The organism is Stenotrophomonas sp. YJH_SMC_29 (genome assembly GCF_059371235.1).
This window is the reverse complement of record NZ_JCAFUK010000007.1, coordinates 79791-95169: the sequence shown is the minus strand read 5'-3', so window position 1 is coordinate 95169 and position 15379 is coordinate 79791. Positions and strand designations below refer to the sequence as shown.

15 protein-coding genes are annotated in these 15379 nt (G+C 62.9%); 1 reads left to right on the top strand and 14 read right to left on the bottom strand.

Going from position 1 to position 15379, the window contains the following annotated elements; all coding sequences use genetic code 11:
* Nucleotides 1-25: 25 nt before the first annotated feature.
* The 14 genes from AC5P9I_RS09710 to AC5P9I_RS09645 all read right to left on the bottom strand — a co-directional run bounded on the left by AC5P9I_RS09710 (nucleotide 26) and on the right by AC5P9I_RS09645 (nucleotide 12448).
* Nucleotides 26-244, bottom strand: coding sequence for a hypothetical protein (locus AC5P9I_RS09710; protein ID WP_254573925.1), 219 nt, complete (start codon nucleotides 242-244; stop codon nucleotides 26-28).
* Between the two features lies 1 nt (nucleotide 245).
* Entirely contained in the window at nucleotides 246-1040 is a 795-nt protein-coding gene (locus AC5P9I_RS09705; RefSeq protein ID WP_254573924.1) for an outer membrane lipoprotein, read from the bottom strand.
* Nucleotides 1041-1106: 66 nt separating this feature from the next.
* Nucleotides 1107-2132 (bottom strand): ArdC family protein, encoded by a 1026-nt coding sequence (locus AC5P9I_RS09700; protein WP_481527140.1) that lies wholly within the window; start codon nucleotides 2130-2132, stop codon nucleotides 1107-1109.
* A gap of 60 nt (nucleotides 2133-2192) precedes the next feature.
* Complete coding sequence (locus AC5P9I_RS09695; RefSeq protein WP_481527141.1) at nucleotides 2193-2408, bottom strand: hypothetical protein; 216 nt, start codon at nucleotides 2406-2408, stop codon at nucleotides 2193-2195.
* A gap of 41 nt (nucleotides 2409-2449) precedes the next feature.
* Complete coding sequence (locus AC5P9I_RS09690) at nucleotides 2450-3223, bottom strand: ankyrin repeat domain-containing protein (RefSeq protein WP_481527142.1); 774 nt, start codon at nucleotides 3221-3223, stop codon at nucleotides 2450-2452.
* A complete protein-coding gene (locus AC5P9I_RS09685) occupies nucleotides 3220-4320 on the bottom strand; it encodes an ankyrin repeat domain-containing protein (protein ID WP_481527143.1) in 1101 nt (366 codons plus the stop codon). The genes AC5P9I_RS09690 and AC5P9I_RS09685 overlap by 4 nt, the downstream gene beginning before the upstream one ends.
* Nucleotides 4317-5999 (bottom strand): DNA primase family protein, encoded by a 1683-nt coding sequence (locus tag AC5P9I_RS09680; RefSeq protein WP_180849838.1) that lies wholly within the window; start codon nucleotides 5997-5999, stop codon nucleotides 4317-4319. Before AC5P9I_RS09680 ends, AC5P9I_RS09685 begins: the two co-directional genes overlap by 4 nt.
* 130 nt (nucleotides 6000-6129) lie before the next feature.
* Nucleotides 6130-6306: a hypothetical protein gene (locus AC5P9I_RS09675; RefSeq protein ID WP_180849839.1), complete on the bottom strand. Its 177-nt coding sequence runs from the start codon at nucleotides 6304-6306 to the stop codon at nucleotides 6130-6132.
* A gap of 375 nt (nucleotides 6307-6681) precedes the next feature.
* Nucleotides 6682-7431 (bottom strand): N-6 DNA methylase, encoded by a 750-nt coding sequence (locus AC5P9I_RS09670; RefSeq protein WP_180849840.1) that lies wholly within the window; start codon nucleotides 7429-7431, stop codon nucleotides 6682-6684.
* On the bottom strand, nucleotides 7421-8329 hold the full coding sequence (locus tag AC5P9I_RS09665; protein WP_481507524.1) for a DNA methyltransferase family protein: 909 nt from the start codon (nucleotides 8327-8329) through the stop codon (nucleotides 7421-7423). Before AC5P9I_RS09665 ends, AC5P9I_RS09670 begins: the two co-directional genes overlap by 11 nt.
* Complete coding sequence (locus tag AC5P9I_RS09660) at nucleotides 8322-8975, bottom strand: DNA N-6-adenine-methyltransferase (RefSeq protein WP_219630449.1); 654 nt, start codon at nucleotides 8973-8975, stop codon at nucleotides 8322-8324. The genes AC5P9I_RS09665 and AC5P9I_RS09660 overlap by 8 nt, the downstream gene beginning before the upstream one ends.
* Before the next feature lie 131 nt (nucleotides 8976-9106).
* Nucleotides 9107-9694, bottom strand: a complete 588-nt coding sequence (locus tag AC5P9I_RS09655; RefSeq protein WP_313229515.1) for a hypothetical protein — start codon at nucleotides 9692-9694, stop codon at nucleotides 9107-9109.
* 71 nt (nucleotides 9695-9765) lie between these two features.
* A complete protein-coding gene (locus AC5P9I_RS09650) occupies nucleotides 9766-10545 on the bottom strand; it encodes a nucleotide-binding protein (RefSeq protein WP_180849843.1) in 780 nt (259 codons plus the stop codon).
* Nucleotides 10535-12448 (bottom strand): site-specific integrase, encoded by a 1914-nt coding sequence (locus AC5P9I_RS09645; protein ID WP_180849844.1) that lies wholly within the window; start codon nucleotides 12446-12448, stop codon nucleotides 10535-10537. The genes AC5P9I_RS09650 and AC5P9I_RS09645 overlap by 11 nt, the downstream gene beginning before the upstream one ends.
* Before the next feature lie 203 nt (nucleotides 12449-12651).
* On the opposite strand from AC5P9I_RS09645, the gene mutS reads away from it, so the two are divergent.
* Nucleotides 12652-15207, top strand: a complete 2556-nt coding sequence (gene mutS, locus AC5P9I_RS09640) for a DNA mismatch repair protein MutS (protein WP_231353169.1) — start codon at nucleotides 12652-12654, stop codon at nucleotides 15205-15207.
* The last annotated feature ends 172 nt before the right edge of the window (nucleotides 15208-15379 follow it).

Below are 15379 nucleotides of genomic sequence, written 5' to 3'. Positions count from 1 at the left end.
CACACGGCGGTCCAGTCCGGGCCCATCACTTGCCGCCGGTGCGGGCGCACCATTGCCGCGCGACGGGACGCAAATGGCAGTTGGTCATACCGGTGCGGCTGACCCCCCAGCCTCGAGCCTGACGCAGCCGGTCGATTTCCGCCTTTGCATCGTCTGACAAGCCCGCATCACCAAACTCGTCGAGAGGACGACGGTCCGCTGGGATGCGGCGCGGAGTGAGCAGACCCTTCAGAAAGGCCCACATGTCAGCGAGCCACGCAACCAATGCGCGTCTGCGTCTCTTCTCCGCACGCGCCAGCTGCTTGCGTGGGGCCGCCAATGCCCGTTGAACCCACGGGCGTGAACTGCGGGTTGCTCATGGGCGGTGCTGCATCCATCGCGTGGATGCGACGTTCGAGCGCGGCGAGTGCCCCGGACGCCTCAATCGCCTCTTGGACGGTCATTCCATCAGCAATCAGCGTTTCGAGCCCTGTTCCCACACGGGTAAGTCGAGGGGCAGGGCAAGCATCGGGGTCCCAGGTCCCTACGCTGGCGTCGCATGGAGCCATGCGGGTGGGGTCCAGAAGCGCTTGGGGAATCACGGGCACCACCCGCGTCTTCTTGCCCTTGCCCACCAGGAACACGCGATCCCCTTGGCGCACCATCACGTCCCCCTCCTGGACGATGGCGATGACCCGGCCGCGGCTGTCGCTCAAGTCGCGCACGTAGATCTCGATGGCGCGTCGGCCGGAGAAGCCGTTCTGGATGGCCGTGCCGGCCACCCCACCGATGACCCCACCGGCCACACGGGCGGCGTTGCGGTGGTCACCGTCCACGTTGCGGGCCGCGCCGTATCCCACCGCGGCTCCGATGGCCGAACCGGCGTTGACCTTCTTGTCGCTCTTGAGCTGGACGGGGCGCACCATCAGCACCTCGCCCAATCGGGCGTCCTGAACGGACAGGGCTTCAGAGGTGCCGTAGCGGCGTGAGGAGGTGTTGTCGGCGGCGAATGCCGAGGGGATGGCGGCAACGAGAGCAATGGCGAGAACGATGGGTTTCAAGGGACACCTCCATTTCGTGAGTAGGTATCCCTATGCATAACTCGAATTGGTGAACCCGCAAGGGGATCAGGCCACCATCACGTGTTCCCGCTGCTTGGTCTTCGAACGCCCCTTGGTGCGAGCCTTTTCGACGTTAGGTTTTTCAAGCTCCTGCTGGTTGGCCGCCACCGGCTGCCGTTCCTGCTCCACCTTCGGCAGTGGCTCGTGGACGAGCTCGGGCACCTTCAGAAACTCCACCACCCGATCGGCCGATGCAGCGGCTCGGAAGAGTTCGCGGGGGTCGTTGCGGAGGATCTGGATCCAGTGCTGGATGTAGGCCGCGTGCTGGGTGGGGTCGTGGCCGATGCCCAGGCGCTCGCCCATCAGCATGGACGACACTTCGGCCACCAGCTCTTCCTTCGCGTAATCCACGGAGCCGAAGCCGCCCTTCATTGGGCGATTCAAGCGGGAGGGGAAGCCGGTCCAGTGGCCCAGTTCGTGGAGGGCGGTGGCGTAGTAGCCGCTGGCCGAGTGGAAGGTGTTCCGCTCTGGGAGGTGGATGCTATCGGTCATCGGGCGGTAGAACGCTTGGTTGCCCCCGTCGTGGCTGATCTTGGCCCCACTGTCTTGGATGACCTTCTCGCAGGCCTGGTGGATCTCCGGCTCTGGCCGCTGCTCCGGTAGGACCAGTGCGGGCAAGCCATCGATCTGGGAGGCGTTGAACACCCGGGGGAAGAACACCTTGGGGTGGGCCTTGGCGATGAGCTCGGGGTCGCCGCTCTTCTTCGCTTCTTCGACCGGTGACCAGTCCCAATACTCGATGACACTGGCCCTCTCCCCCTTGCGCACCTGGGCGCCCACGGCCGCGGCTTGCTTGTAGGTCATCCAACGGTTGTCCTTCACGTCCCAGGCGTTCTGCAAGGTCCAGAGGTGGAGCAGGTTGCCGCCCTTGTAGGTCTTGCCGGTCGTGGGGTTCATCGGGCGCCCCAGGTCCATGCGGGCGTCCCAAGGTTGGACGAAGGGGCCGGTGCCCTCCTCCATCTGGCGGATCAGGCGCTCGACGACGTCGCGCGAGTGGCGCTGAAGGAAGCTTTCGTTGGTTGAATCGGACACGACAGGGATCTCCTGGGAAGAAGACGCACCCTGTCGGCGGTGCGGATGGTGGTGGGTGGGCTAATCGTGGAGGGTGACCGCGCGGCCTTGCTCCAACGCGCTCTCCAGCAAGGTCAACACGCGGTCGATGGTCAGCCGCGTGTCGGGGTCCCCATCGTCGTCCTGGAGCTGGAGGCGGACGCCGCCGGGGGTCTTGAGGACCACGAAACGGGGGGATGCCGCCAGGGCGTCCTGGCGATCGAGAGCGGATTCGTGGAGGGCGTCGGAATGGTCCATCGCTTCAGCATGCGACGGCGTCGGGATTTGGCAAGCCCCGGTCACAAACGCATCCTTGAGCCAGGAGATGCTTGGCGCAGCTGCCTTTCCAAGCGCTTGTGTCGCTCACCCGCGCGCATTTCATAGGCTCGATGAATCAGCATGCCAGGTTGAATGCCTACCCATTCCATGACGGCGCACGCGCCTTCTGTCAGTTCATACCCCTCTTTGAGCAGAAAGGCAGCGATGTCTAACCCGCTCCTGCCTTGGAGCATGCGCACCACACTGACGATGGGTGAATCGCTCCTGTTCCTGGGGGATCCATGGGCAACAAGCAACTTGGCCATCTCCAAAGTGCCCGCATAATTGAGGGGCACAAAGGTTCTGACCAGTTGAGGCTCGTCGCATATGACGCCTGCCGCCACCCGAGTCTCCGTCGTCACTTCTTCCGCACCAACATTGCTCCCTGCTGCCAGCAGCAGTTGTGCGCATCCAAGGTGGTCGGGGCACATTGGCGTTGAATATCGCCCTCCCGCCGCTGCAGCAAGGTGTAACGCTGTCGTTCCGATGACTTGCCTCAGAAACCCTGTCTGCTGCCTCTGCGCACCTACAAATGTGGAATGTTCGATGCGAGCATTCACATCGGCACCCGCGCCGATCAAGGCCTTCAAAGTCTCTTTGGACCCATAGAGCGCGGCGAGGCATAACGGGGTTCGACCTTCCTCATCCGGCCTTTCAATGTCGGCGCCAGCCTCCAACAGGGCAAGCACCAGGTCCGGGCGGTTCAAACGTGCGGCCTCGTGAAGAGACATCTCAAACCTGTCACGCGATCTCATAGGCGCATCCGTTGGCGGGGTGCTTCTTGGACGGCGACTGGCTGCGCCTTGACGTCATTGCGGGCGCTCCATAACGCCCCGCCGATGACCATGCATGGAGCACTTGGGCTGCTGCCATGGGCTACGGCGGGCGAGGCCTGATTCAACGTTTCTTCCAGGCGCCTGTGCCGTTCCTCCGAGCGCATCTCATGAGCCCGGTGGTCGAGCGCACCTGGCTCCATCCCCACTCTCGCCATGACCTTTCGATCGTGATCGTTGGGCCGGTAGCCCTGGTTCAACAGGAAGGCCGCGATGTCCATGCCTTGCTGCCCCTTCACAACGCCCACGGCACTGGCAAACGGGGATGGGTTGCCTTCCAGGGGTGACCCGTGAGCCACGAGGAGCTTGGCCATGTCCAGGGTGGTGGCCGCGTTGAGCGGCAGCAGCGCGAACGAGGATTCAATCTCATCCCCAGTGGGCAGCACGTTCTTCAACGTCGCCCTCACCCGCTCTTTCGCGCCGATGCCCGCCCCAGCGGCCAGCAATGATTCTGCGCAACCCAAGTGGTCGGGCCGGTTGGGCGATGAACAGTTGGCGCCGGCTTGAGCGGCTGCGTGCAGAGCCGTGCCGTTGGTGAACGTCGTTTCCCGCACGACCTGGGCGTCGTAGATGAGCTTCCGGGTCACAGTGTCCCACTTCGTGTGGCAGATGCGGGCGTGGACGTCCGCCCCCTCGGCAATGAGCGCTTCCAACGCATCCTTGGACCCGTAGAGCGCGGCTTGATACAGCGGAGTTCGTCCTTCGTAACCCGGGCGTTCAAGACATGCACCTGCGTTGACCAGGGACGTCACTGCTTGGGGTTCGTTGAACCGAGCGGCTTCGTGGAGGGGGGTGTTGTTCGTCTTGTCGACCGCGTCTACCTGCGCCCCCTGCCCGATCAACCATTCGCACACCTCGGGATGTCCGCCTTGGGCGGCTTCGTGCAGCGGGGTGAACCGGTCCTTGTCGGCATGGTTCACGTCGGCACCAAGGGCATGGAGCCGCTGGCACTCGGCGAGGTTGCCGGCCAGGGCGGCTTCGGCAAAGCGAGATTGGAGATCGTCGGATGAGGTGCTCATACAGGCATTTCCAGATCGGCCAAGTCCCTCAACGGCTTGATCCCAGCAATCCGAATCTCTGCCACACGTGGCTTCTTGCCCCCATGGGAGATTTGGTAGATGCCGGCCTCGGGAAACTTCTCGCGAACGCGCTTCCAGAAGTCTTCCGCGTTGACGGGCTTCTTACCCAGTTCCTCCAACACGTATTGGCGGTAATCGGCATAGATGGCGGTCTTGTCGGTGCAAACACCGCTGTCGTAGGTTGCCTCGCGGTCCGCCATGTAGGCCATGGTCGTGTCCGACTCCATTCGGTTCTGCTCGGCCAGTGCGACCACGGCATCGGGCAGCTTCTCGGAGAACCCGCCTCGCTCCATGAGGCGCAGCGCTCCTTCCAGCACCCAGTCCAACACCTGGGCCATCTCCTCCTCGCTTTCGGTGATCTGCAGGTGGAAATCAGGCTCGCGCTTCTTTCCACTTCCACCGTTCGCACTCTCGTGGGTCTTCTCCCCCATTCGAACGTTGAAGGGGATGGCCAGGACCTTTCTCCAGAACCCGTGCTCGTGCCCTGACACCGTGAACCAGGAGTTGACGCTGGCAAACAGGGTGCCGATCGGCAGCGTGGTGTAAGCATCCTTGCGCTTGGCCTCCACTTGGATGGGGTCACGCGAAATGAGCGCCTTCAGCACTTCCTGGATGGATGCGGCAAGGACCTTGGGCGTCTCCGTGACGATGTAGGCGCTCTTGCCCACCAAAGGGGCCATGGCAAAAGTTCCGTCCAGCTTCTCCAGGCGCAGCGACACGTTGCGAGGGTGAAGGGCGCGCAGGATGTGGAGGAACGTGGACTTTCCATTGCTGCCCGACCCGACCAGGAAGAAGGCCTTTTCAAAGCAGATCGACATCAACGAGCTGGCCACCGCTTCCTGTAAGAGCGCGCGCACCTCCAGATCGGGCTGGAAGAGATCCAGGTATTGACCGAACTTCGAATGGGGGTCCAACGGCTTGGGGATGTAATACCCCTCTCCATCCACCTGGTCCAGCCGCAGCTTGGCCGGCACTTGGTAAGTGATGCCATGTTCCTTGCTCGGCGCCAGCACCCGGATACGCGTCCTAGAGGGCGCCACGTCTTCCGGAAACAGGATGGCCTGCCGCAGCCCCAAGCTCTGTCCGTAGGTGGGTGAGAAGACGTCTTGATCGATGACTTCTTCACCATCAGCCGCAGCTGGAGCACGGCTCGGTTCGTCCGGCTTGACGATCTCAAGGTAGCCCCCTTTGAGGGGAACGATGGCCCGGCGATCGGACTTCTTGGGCAGCCAGCATTGCCGATCACCCATCAACTCCAGCACGGCGGTGTTGATGCAGCTGGTGGCGTGACCGGCGTTCGCCTTGTCCTTGCGCTCCAATCGGAGCCAGGAAAGCGCCTTGGCGGCCATGTCCTTCTCAGAACACCGGTCCCAATAGCCCTGCTCAGGCAGCCATCGAAAGAAGCTGCAATCGTCATCGCCATCTGGCAGCTTGCCGCCGATCGCATACTCCTCCGTCGCTTTCAGATGGTCGGCGAAATCAGCCTCAAACGCTTGATCGCTCAAGGTTGCTTTGGGCGCTGGTGCGCCAAACGCGGCCTTGGGAGCCGCATTTCCTCGAAAGGAGAGGACATTGTTGGGGCGCCCATTGACACCCGAGGTTGTCGTTGTATCGTTCATGTGTGTGTTGTCCGTTTTAGAACCCCGGTTGGCGCCGGGGTTTTTTATTGATTACGCGGCTTGCTGGACGCGACTCATCCATTCCACCAGCGCTTGGCGCATGGCTTCCGATGGAGTCTTGCCCTGGGCATCAGCCGCCGCTTGTAGCCGCTGCTTGAACGCTCGGCTTACCCGAGCCTTCAACAATTCGTCTCGCGGTTGAGTCGCCTTCTTCGATCTCGGGATGTTCGTCATTGCTCGTTTCCTGGATGATGTGGCCTTGTTGTGGCCACAACTCCATCCAAACAGAGCTCACGAACTTGTCCATACCGATCATTTGACTAAAACCAATTTCTGCTTCCTCAACAGCATTTTCTGCAAATGCGTGAGGTAGTTCGCACTTTTGGACCAAGGTGTAACAGGTGCTTGTTACACCCCTTGTTACCGCTGGAACCCTTGTCAGATAAGGCTTGTCACGGGTGTAACAGGTGTAACAAGTGGATCCATCAGTTTGAAAAACTCATGAGTCATTCAAGCCCACACTTCCTATGCACTGGAAAGTAATACCCACCTACCCGTTACACCCGTTACAAGCACTGACACGACTGCAAAGCCATTGAATCAACGGGAGATTCCTCCGTAACAAGCACCTGGGACGGGTGTAACGGGTGCTTGTTACGGCGGGGCGGGAGGCCACACTTGACTAAACAACCATCACCGCCTTTTGCTCCAACAACTCCTCTACCGTTCCCTTCCACCGGTTGGTGATGTAACCCAGCTTCAGTGGGCCAGCCAAGGTGTTTCCTACCCAGAGCTCGACGTGCTTGAGCGGGACGCCATGCAGCACTTGGGCTGCCTGCAGCTGCAAGGCCGTCATCGCCACGCAGAACGGATCCAGGTCCACGGCGCTCACCTCGATCGTGTCGCTGGGAAAGCCTTCCATTCGCGAGCGAACAGCGCCCAACAGCAACCCACCGGCACCGCATGCCGGCTCGTGAATCCTGAAGCAGCGAGGGTTGGCCGGGTGACGGATGAAATGATCCTGAGCGATACCAGCGGTCAGTTCCACCAAATCCGTTGGCGTAAAGAACTGACCAATGCCTTCCCCGCCTTTGGTGGCCAACAACTCGGCATGCACCCAAACCAGCAAGTCTTCGAACGGGCGGCACTCGCCCACCAGGTCCGTATAGGCCTTGATGGCATGAGCCAACGGCTCGACCGGAGGGCTGTGTTCCTGCAACGTGGCGAAGCCGAGCGCCCGGCCGCTAAAGCATGCGCCCAGCTTGTCGATCGCCATCATGTTGCCCGCGTGGATGAGACTCACCAAGGTGTGCTGAACGAACAGCTCCATGGCCTCGCGGGCATTCCACGGACGGTTCGGTCGCGTGGGAATTCCACGGATTGCTTTGACCAGACCACTGGCCAGACCAGGGGACATTTCCTTATGCGTCATGGGGGTTCTCCTTGAAAGTGGTCGACTCAGTCGTCCAATGGGCGATCACCGTGCCAAACACCGGTTTCGGTTTCAGGTATTCCGTGATCGTGTCCTTGCACTCCACGTTGACCAGGCCAATCGGCTGTTCCCACACCAGCTGATTCATCAGCAACTGGAGGGCCGTCGTTGCGGCGCAAAGCGGGTCCCGATCATTGGCCATGACCACAAGGTTCTTCAGTGCGTCAGGACGGTTATGGCCATTCCGAAGATGGCCTTGGATCTGAGCCAACAGCAGCGTTCCAGAACCACACGCGGGATCCATCACCGTGACCGGCGCCACCATGGCGTCGCCCGTCAACGTCCTGCCCTCGGGGAGAAGTCGCGGAATTGCACTGGCCATGTCCCAGGGCGTGAAGTGCTGACAATCCGATTTTTGGCCCGCCCCCACTACGACGTTGAACACCTCTCCCAGCAGGCACTCAAAGGGCGCTGCATGCTGCATGGCAGTCACGTAGGCATCGGTCACCTGTCCGTGCCAATCGGCCTGCCCTTCCTTCACGGGCCCCAACAGATCCATGTCCACCCACGGCATCACGGGCAATCCCAAGTTGGCCTGGAACTTCTCAAGCTGCCGATGGACAGCCACTTTCAGCGCGTAATTCACAAACAAAGTCATTCGCTCGCGGTTGTTGCTGGCGGGAATGGCTCGGATGGCCTTCACCAAGCGCTTGTTCGCAGCTCCCTTGCGGTGGGCGACCTTCTGTTCCCACTCCTTGGCGTAATCCCTCGGACACGTGTGCATCGGAAGATTTCCGGGCACCTGACGCCAGCCCTTGGTATGCGAGTTGTTGACGCGAGCCTCCATGCTTCCAAGCCACTGCAAGACGCGCAGAGCGCCTTCGGTCTGATTACTCATCGTTGGCACTCCCCTGGTTGGCGTTGGCCACCTTCGTCACCCGCTGGATCGCAAAGAACTTCCCACGCAGCACACCGTCTTCCTGCGCCCTCTTGAGGTTGCGGGCAGCCCGCTGGCCGTAAGCCACGAACACCGACCCGGTCGGCGCGGCAGTTCCAGTGGTTCCGTCCGGACGCACGAACTTCAGTCGTCCGCGGGTGAGGAGGATGGCGGTGGTGTTGGGATGGTTGAGCACGAAGTCGTGCATCCAAGCCGGGTCCATGTGGGCCGGCACCAGCGCGATACCACCTCCGGGGTGGTTGGCCAGCATGGCCAACCACTTGTCCATGCCCTTCCCGTAGGGCGGGTTCATCCACACGAAGGCCTGCGGCCACCACACCGTCGCCAGGCCATCCTGGCTGGGCGGGATCATCCGGCAGGCCGTCGGCGCCGGCAGATCGGAATGGTCTTCCGGCGTGCAAGGATCGAGGTCAAACCCCTCCTGGCCACCCAGCGCTTTGACGATTGCCGGCGGGGTATACCAATCGACGGCCGAGTAGTCTTTGTCGCACGCCTTGTAGCAAGCGGTGGTGAGCCGGGTGGCCTTCGGCGCCAAGAGGCGCTTGGTGCGGGTAGCCGGTTTGAACTGAAGAACGTTGGACTGCATGTCGATCTCGCCTGTCGTTCCCGATCGGAACGGACGCGAGCTTGCGGGCGCGGCGCTGTAGGATTTCCGCGCGAAAAGGCCGCTTTATCGGGACATTTGTCCCGATAACGGCCAGCATGCATTGATATGCCTCATCCGAGCGTTTCCCGATAAAAAGACGGGAACAAGGAGCAATCGGTGGCTTTCGCAACGCTCTCGGCGGCGGACTGGAGCACGTCCATGGCCCAGTTGTGGAACGGCTGACGCGCCTCGCTGCTCACCCAAGGGATTTCGAGGGCTTCAAGCACCGTGAGCGCACGCGCGGGTCGATGGGGATGAAATACGGCGAGCCCCATCAGTCGATCGGACTCGTTCAACGCCATGGGCAATTTCTGTTCCAAGCCGGGGATGCCCGCTTGTCGAAGAGCTGCAAGAGCTTCTGCCAGAAGCTTCTCAGCCGATTCCAAGCGGTCTTCTGTTCTCCGTAGCCGCTCATCCATCATGGACCGTTGATACCCTTCGGCATCGCGGCATTCACACACCGAAGACCAACGGTATTGCACTCCTTGACGGTTGCTTCTCGCCGGTCGGTGCACGGGGATCAACCCTTCGTTTCTCTGGCGTCGCTTTTTCAGCGCGTCCTTGGAAATACCCAGCATGTAGGCCGCCACACCAGGACCGACCCACTCCCGCTTTCCATCGATCGCTTGGGTAAGCTCAACGTCCTCTGAGTAGGTCAAGACGAAAGGACCAGGATCTTTCGGAGGGCGTCCTGGACGCCGCCCACCCATCCAGCCGGATTCGTCAGCGCTCAAAGCCGACTGCTCCCCTTCCCAAAGGGCCGAACCCCAGTGCTCTCCACCACATCGACGCTCAACCGCTCTTCCAGATCACTGGCACGCTGGCGCGACCGTGACGCATCGATGGCATGCTGGGTTGCGGCGAGGACGCCTAGGAATGCGTCCTGGTAGGGTTGTCGGCTCTCGGTGTTGATCCAGGGTTGGGCCAAGGCAACTTCCACGGTGCCTTCCCAAATGTTGCCATCGGCCAAGGCCTGAGCAAGCGTGGCGTCGTCCACAGCCAAGACATGGCCCGCAATGCGATCCCCATCCAGCGCCCAGTCGTGCGACACCACCGCCACGTCCGAAAGGGTGGCCAGGTTCGAGATGCGGCCCAGCTTCTTCTGGAGCTTGGCAAGTTCTTCCTTTGCCTGGCGGAGGGAAAGCTCCAGTTCCAGCTCGCGCACGCGCTGTTGCGCCATATCCAGCTCATTCTGCAGGCGGCGTTCTTTCGGTGACTTGCCCAACCGGGCGTTCTGCCACTCCACCAGGTCGCTGTAGAGGTAGCGCACGTGCTGGTTCAGCCCACCCCCAACCTGCCCCGCCCCTTTCTGGAAGGGAGGACCCAGTGGGGGCGAGCGCCGCCGCCATTCACCCAGGGTGTCGAAGTGGACGCCCAGGAACTTGGCCGCGGCCTTGGTGCTCACGGTAGGAGGCGGCAGGCCAGCCGCGGCCCGTTCCAACTCCCGGTCTACCGCCGTGGCCTGCAATGCCAGGTATTGCTCTTCGGCGCGTTGAAGCTCAATCGTCATCCAGCGCGGTGATCTGGTTGCGGGGAGCAAAGATGGTAACCGGTTCGTCCTTGGATTCGTCCAGCCGGGGCTTGTCCACGCCTTTGAGCCGGTTCCATACCCTGGGGCTGGTGGCGATCATCATTTCCTCCACCTCGGAGAACGCCTCACGCAATCGCTTCCACTCCTGGTCGGTGTAGCGCAAGCTCACCTCCGACATGCCCTTGTCGTCCGGCTGCGACACGTGGTGGTGGAGCATCTGGGAGACCACCCGGCTGTCTCCAAGGAGCAGGCCGGCGTAGCGTCCCAAGGTCCGGCGCAGATCGTGGGTGGTCAGGCCTTGGTCGACCTCGTCCCGAAGGTCAATGAGCCCGGCATCCCGGCGCACATTGGCCAGGATCGACTTGCTATCGGAGTAGTGCCCGGACTTGCTTCGGCTGGAGCGGGCGGGAAACACATATTTCGTTCGCTGAACCTCGTGCTCCGCCTTTTCCACGGCCTCCTGGAGGCCCACGATCACGGCCTTGCTCGCACCACTCTCGCGCGCTGACTCCAGCAGTTGACGAGCGGCGGCTAATTCCTTCTTTGCTGTGGCGTTGTCCAAACGGCCTTCGAAACGACGGCGCAGGATCCGTTCCGCAAAGTAGGTCACGGGCAAGAATCGGCTCTCGCCCGATTTGGTGTCGCTCATGAACACCTGCGGGCCGGTGCGGCCGGTGTAGGGATTCACCGCATCCGCTGCACCCAGCCAAACCCAGGACACTTCCCGCTGGGACAGCTCGCCCTTGGAACAGCGATCAAACCAACGCAGCTGCACCGCTTCACTGCGGCGCGAGCCCCAGAGCAGCGTCAGCAGCAGATAGTCCGAAGCGGCGGCATTGTGACCACCCTGCTCGTCTCGGCGGGCCACGATCGCCTTGAGCACCTTGGGGAGAGTGTCGTCGTTGAGAGGGTTTCGAACCTCGGCCCGTTCGTAATGTTTCCGCAGTGCCCTTGCGCCTCGCACCAGCTTCTTGCTGAAGACGACTGAGAACGGGTTGAAGGACAGCACGAGGGGACGCCCCTCTATGCTGGCCAACTCCAGCTCCTTGCGCAGTATGTGCTTCACGCCGCGGTATGCATCGGTGAAGGTGTGCTCGGCCGCGGCCACTCCGGCGGCTTTCACCCGCTGGATGTATTTGCCCGTGATGCCCAGTGATTCGAGCTTGGCGGTGTCGAGCTCCGCCCAGTCCTCATAGCCCTTGAGGACGGCTTTCATGTGAGTGGGGACGCGGTTGGAGCGCTCCATGGCGCTCTTCCGCATCTTACTGTAGGCGGCCGTGATGTCATTCTCGCGCAGATCCTTGACGACCCGGTCGGCCATGTTCACTTCCGGACGCTCCAACCGCGCCATGCTGTCCCGATAAGCCTCCACGCTGTTCGCCTTGACCTGCCCCAAGGCCAGGCGCTCTTCCATGTCCGCCAGGTAGGCAGCCATGCACTCGCGAACGGTGATGTTCGCCAGCCGTTTGATGCTCTGGGCTGCTTCCTTGGCCTTGGCCTGGTGGACCTTTGGGTTTTCCCCGGTGCTCAGCAGGATCGCCACGTGCTGCCGCGCTTTCTCGTGGGCCTCAGCCAGGCCCATGTCCGTCACGTTGCCCAAGGCGAAGCGGCGCACCCCGTTGGGGCCGCGCCGGACCATCTCGTAGGTCACCTTCGTCTTGCCCACGTAGAAGCCGAAACCCACGGGGGCACCCTGGCTGGCGTCCACGATCCGGTAGGGCTTGCCCTGGTCGGCCTTGGGACGGGGAACCAACTTGATCCGCCCGCCCCCAACGACCTCCGGCACGACGCTGGTGGAAAGCTGCATCACCTGCGCGTGGGTCAGACTAAACTTGAAGCCCGCTCGGCGGGCACCTGCCTTCGTCGCAACACCGTTGGCCATCGCCGAAACCCCGATCCTTGTCGTCGCAACAGGATTCTGGCCTCAACCGGAACCTGTCGCAACATGATCGCAACAGAAAACCCCGTTACTTGCCGTTTCTGACCGGTAACGACCGCTACAAACCGAGGCAGATTATTTTGCAAGCCACTGATTCCAATCAAACAAGCAAGCCCAGCAAGGGTGGCGCAGAACACACGCCTTTAATGAAGCAGTTCTTCGCAGCCAAGTCCGAGTATCCGGACCTGCTGCTGTTCTTCCGCATGGGCGACTTCTACGAGCTGTTCTACGACGACGCGCGCAAGGCCGCGCGGCTGCTTGATATCACCCTGACCCAGCGTGGCAGCTCCGGCGGCGCGCCGATCCCGATGGCCGGCGTGCCGGTGCATGCCTACGAAGGCTACCTGGCACGGCTGGTGGCGCTGGGCGAGTCGGTGGCGATCTGCGAGCAGATCGGCGATCCGGCGCTGGCCAAGGGCCTGGTCGAACGCAAGGTGGTGCGCATCGTCACCCCCGGCACCGTGACCGACGAGGCGCTGCTGGACGAGCGCCGTGACACCCTGCTGATGGCGCTGTCGCGCACGAAGCAGGGCTACGGCCTGGCCTGGGCCGACCTCGCTGGTGGCCGCTTCCTGGTCAACGAGGTGGAGACCGACGACGCCCTGGAAGCCGAACTGGCCCGTCTGGAGCCGGCCGAGCTGCTGGTGCCGGACGAGGAGAACTGGCCGGAGTTCCTGCGCCAGCGCACCGGCGTGCGTCGCCGTGCGCCCTGGCTGTTCGACGCCGACAGTGGCCGCCGCCAGCTGCTGGCCTTCTTCAAGCTGCATGACCTGAGCGGCTTCGGCATCGACGACAAGCCGCGCGCGACCGCCGCCGCAGGCGCCCTGCTCGGCTATGTCGAGGAAACCCAGAAGCAGCGCCTGCCGCACCTGACCTCGATCGCGATGGAAACCGCCGGCGAGGCGATTGCGATGAACGCCGCCACCCGCCGCCACCTGGAACTGGATACGCGCGTCGACGGCGATACCCGCAATACCCTGCTGGGCGTGCTCGACAGCACGGTGACACCGATGGGCGGGCGCCTGCTGCGCCGGTGGCTGCACCGCCCGCTGCGCCTGCGCGAGGTGCTGGTGCAGCGCCACCATGCGGTGGAGACCCTGATCGATCGCGGCAGCGACGCCGACATCCGCGAACAGTTCCGTCGCCTCGGCGACCTGGAACGCATCCTCACCCGCGTCGCACTGCGCTCGGCGCGCCCGCGCGATTTCTCCACCCTGCGCGACGGCCTGGGCCTGTTGCCGGCGGTGCGCGACGTGCTGGCGCCGCTGGATTCACCGCGCCTGCAGGCCCTGCATGCCGCGCTGGGTGAACATGACGGATGCGCGCAGCTGCTGGCCAGTGCCATCGCCGAGATGCCACCGCTGAAGCTGAGCGACGGCGGCGTGCTGGCCGACGGCTTCGATGAAGAGCTGGACGAGCTGCGCCGCCTGTCCACCCATGCCGACCAGTTCCTGGTCGATCTGGAACTGCGTGAGCGCGAGAGCAGCGGCATTCCCACCCTGAAGGTGGGCTACAACCGCGTGCATGGCTACTACATCGAAATCAGCAAGGGCCAGTCCGATCGTGCGCCGGTGCACTACACCCGCCGACAGACGCTGACCAATGCCGAGCGCTACATCACCGAAGAACTGAAGGCGTTCGAAGACAAGGTGCTGTCGGCGCGCGACCGTTCGCTGTCGCGCGAGAAGTACCTGTACGAGCAGCTGCTGGATACCCTCGGCGAACAGCTGGAACCGTTGAAGCAGTGCGCCGCTGCGCTGAGCGAACTGGACGTGCTGGCCGCCTTCGCCGAGCGCGCGCAGGCACTGGACTGGTCGCGGCCGGAACTGGAAACCGCACCGTGCCTGAAGATCGAGCGTGGCCGCCATCCGGTGGTCGAAGCGGTGCGTGAGCAGCCGTTCGAACCGAACGACCTGGACCTGCATCCCGACCGTCGCATGCTGGTCATCACCGGCCCGAACATGGGCGGTAAATCGACCTACATGCGGCAGAACGCGCTGATCGTGCTGCTGGCCCACATCGGCAGCTTCGTGCCGGCCAGCCGTGCGGTGATTGGTCCGATCGACCGCATCCTGACCCGCATCGGCGCGGGTGATGACCTGGCCCGCGGGCAGTCGACCTTCATGGTCGAGATGGCCGAGACCAGCTACATCCTGCACCACGCCACCGCCCATTCGCTGGTGCTGATGGACGAGATCGGCCGCGGCACCTCCACCTACGATGGCCTGGCGCTGGCCGACGCGGTGGCTCGCCACCTCGCCTACCAGAACCGCTGCTACACGCTGTTCGCCACCCACTACTTCGAACTGACCGCGCTGGCCGACGAGCAGCACGAAGGCGGCCGCAGCGGCATCGCCAACGTGCACCTGGATGCCGTCGAGCACGGCGAGGCGCTGGTGTTCATGCACGCGGTGAAAGATGGCCCGGCCAACCGCAGCTTCGGCCTGCAGGTGGCGGCACTGGCCGGCCTGCCGCGCGCCACCGTGGCACAGGCACGGCGTCGCCTGGCCGAGCTGGAGCAGCGCGGTGGTGAAAGCCATGCCGCCGAACTGGCGCCACAGGCACTGGATGCGCCGCAGCAGTTCGGCCTGTTCGCCGCGCCGTCGAACAAGGCCCAGGAAGCGCTGGCCGCCATCGACCCGGACGAGCTGACCCCGAAGCAGGCACTGGAAGCGCTGTACCGGCTGAAGGCACTGCTCTAGCCCTGCCGCGCATGGCCTCGGCCTCCCGCCACGGCGCGGGCGGCCGTCCGAAAGGCTCTACAAATCTGATTCTTCGTTTCAATTGACAGAAACTATCAGACTGAACGGATCATTCGATTATTCATTTCATCTGGCGCTAGCTAAAGTCGAGTGAAGATGTTTTCCCTACGTC

Coding starts and splice junctions, on each gene's coding strand:
- AC5P9I_RS09675 (WP_180849839.1), bottom strand. CDS start 6,306: ATGGACAAGTTCGTGAGCTCTGTTTGGATGGAGTTGTGGCCACAACAA.
- AC5P9I_RS09645 (WP_180849844.1), bottom strand. CDS start 12,448: ATGGCCAACGGTGTTGCGACGAAGGCAGGTGCCCGCCGAGCGGGCTTC.
- AC5P9I_RS09660 (WP_219630449.1), bottom strand. CDS start 8,975: ATGCAGTCCAACGTTCTTCAGTTCAAACCGGCTACCCGCACCAAGCGC.
- AC5P9I_RS09710 (WP_254573925.1), bottom strand. CDS start 244: ATGTGGGCCTTTCTGAAGGGTCTGCTCACTCCGCGCCGCATCCCAGCG.
- AC5P9I_RS09690 (WP_481527142.1), bottom strand. CDS start 3,223: ATGAGATCGCGTGACAGGTTTGAGATGTCTCTTCACGAGGCCGCACGT.
- AC5P9I_RS09665 (WP_481507524.1), bottom strand. CDS start 8,329: ATGAGTAATCAGACCGAAGGCGCTCTGCGCGTCTTGCAGTGGCTTGGA.
- AC5P9I_RS09650 (WP_180849843.1), bottom strand. CDS start 10,545: ATGACGATTGAGCTTCAACGCGCCGAAGAGCAATACCTGGCATTGCAG.
- AC5P9I_RS09680 (WP_180849838.1), bottom strand. CDS start 5,999: ATGAACGATACAACGACAACCTCGGGTGTCAATGGGCGCCCCAACAAT.
- AC5P9I_RS09695 (WP_481527141.1), bottom strand. CDS start 2,408: ATGGACCATTCCGACGCCCTCCACGAATCCGCTCTCGATCGCCAGGAC.
- AC5P9I_RS09670 (WP_180849840.1), bottom strand. CDS start 7,431: ATGACGCATAAGGAAATGTCCCCTGGTCTGGCCAGTGGTCTGGTCAAA.
- AC5P9I_RS09685 (WP_481527143.1), bottom strand. CDS start 4,320: ATGAGCACCTCATCCGACGATCTCCAATCTCGCTTTGCCGAAGCCGCC.
- mutS (WP_231353169.1), top strand. CDS start 12,652: ATGAAGCAGTTCTTCGCAGCCAAGTCCGAGTATCCGGACCTGCTGCTG.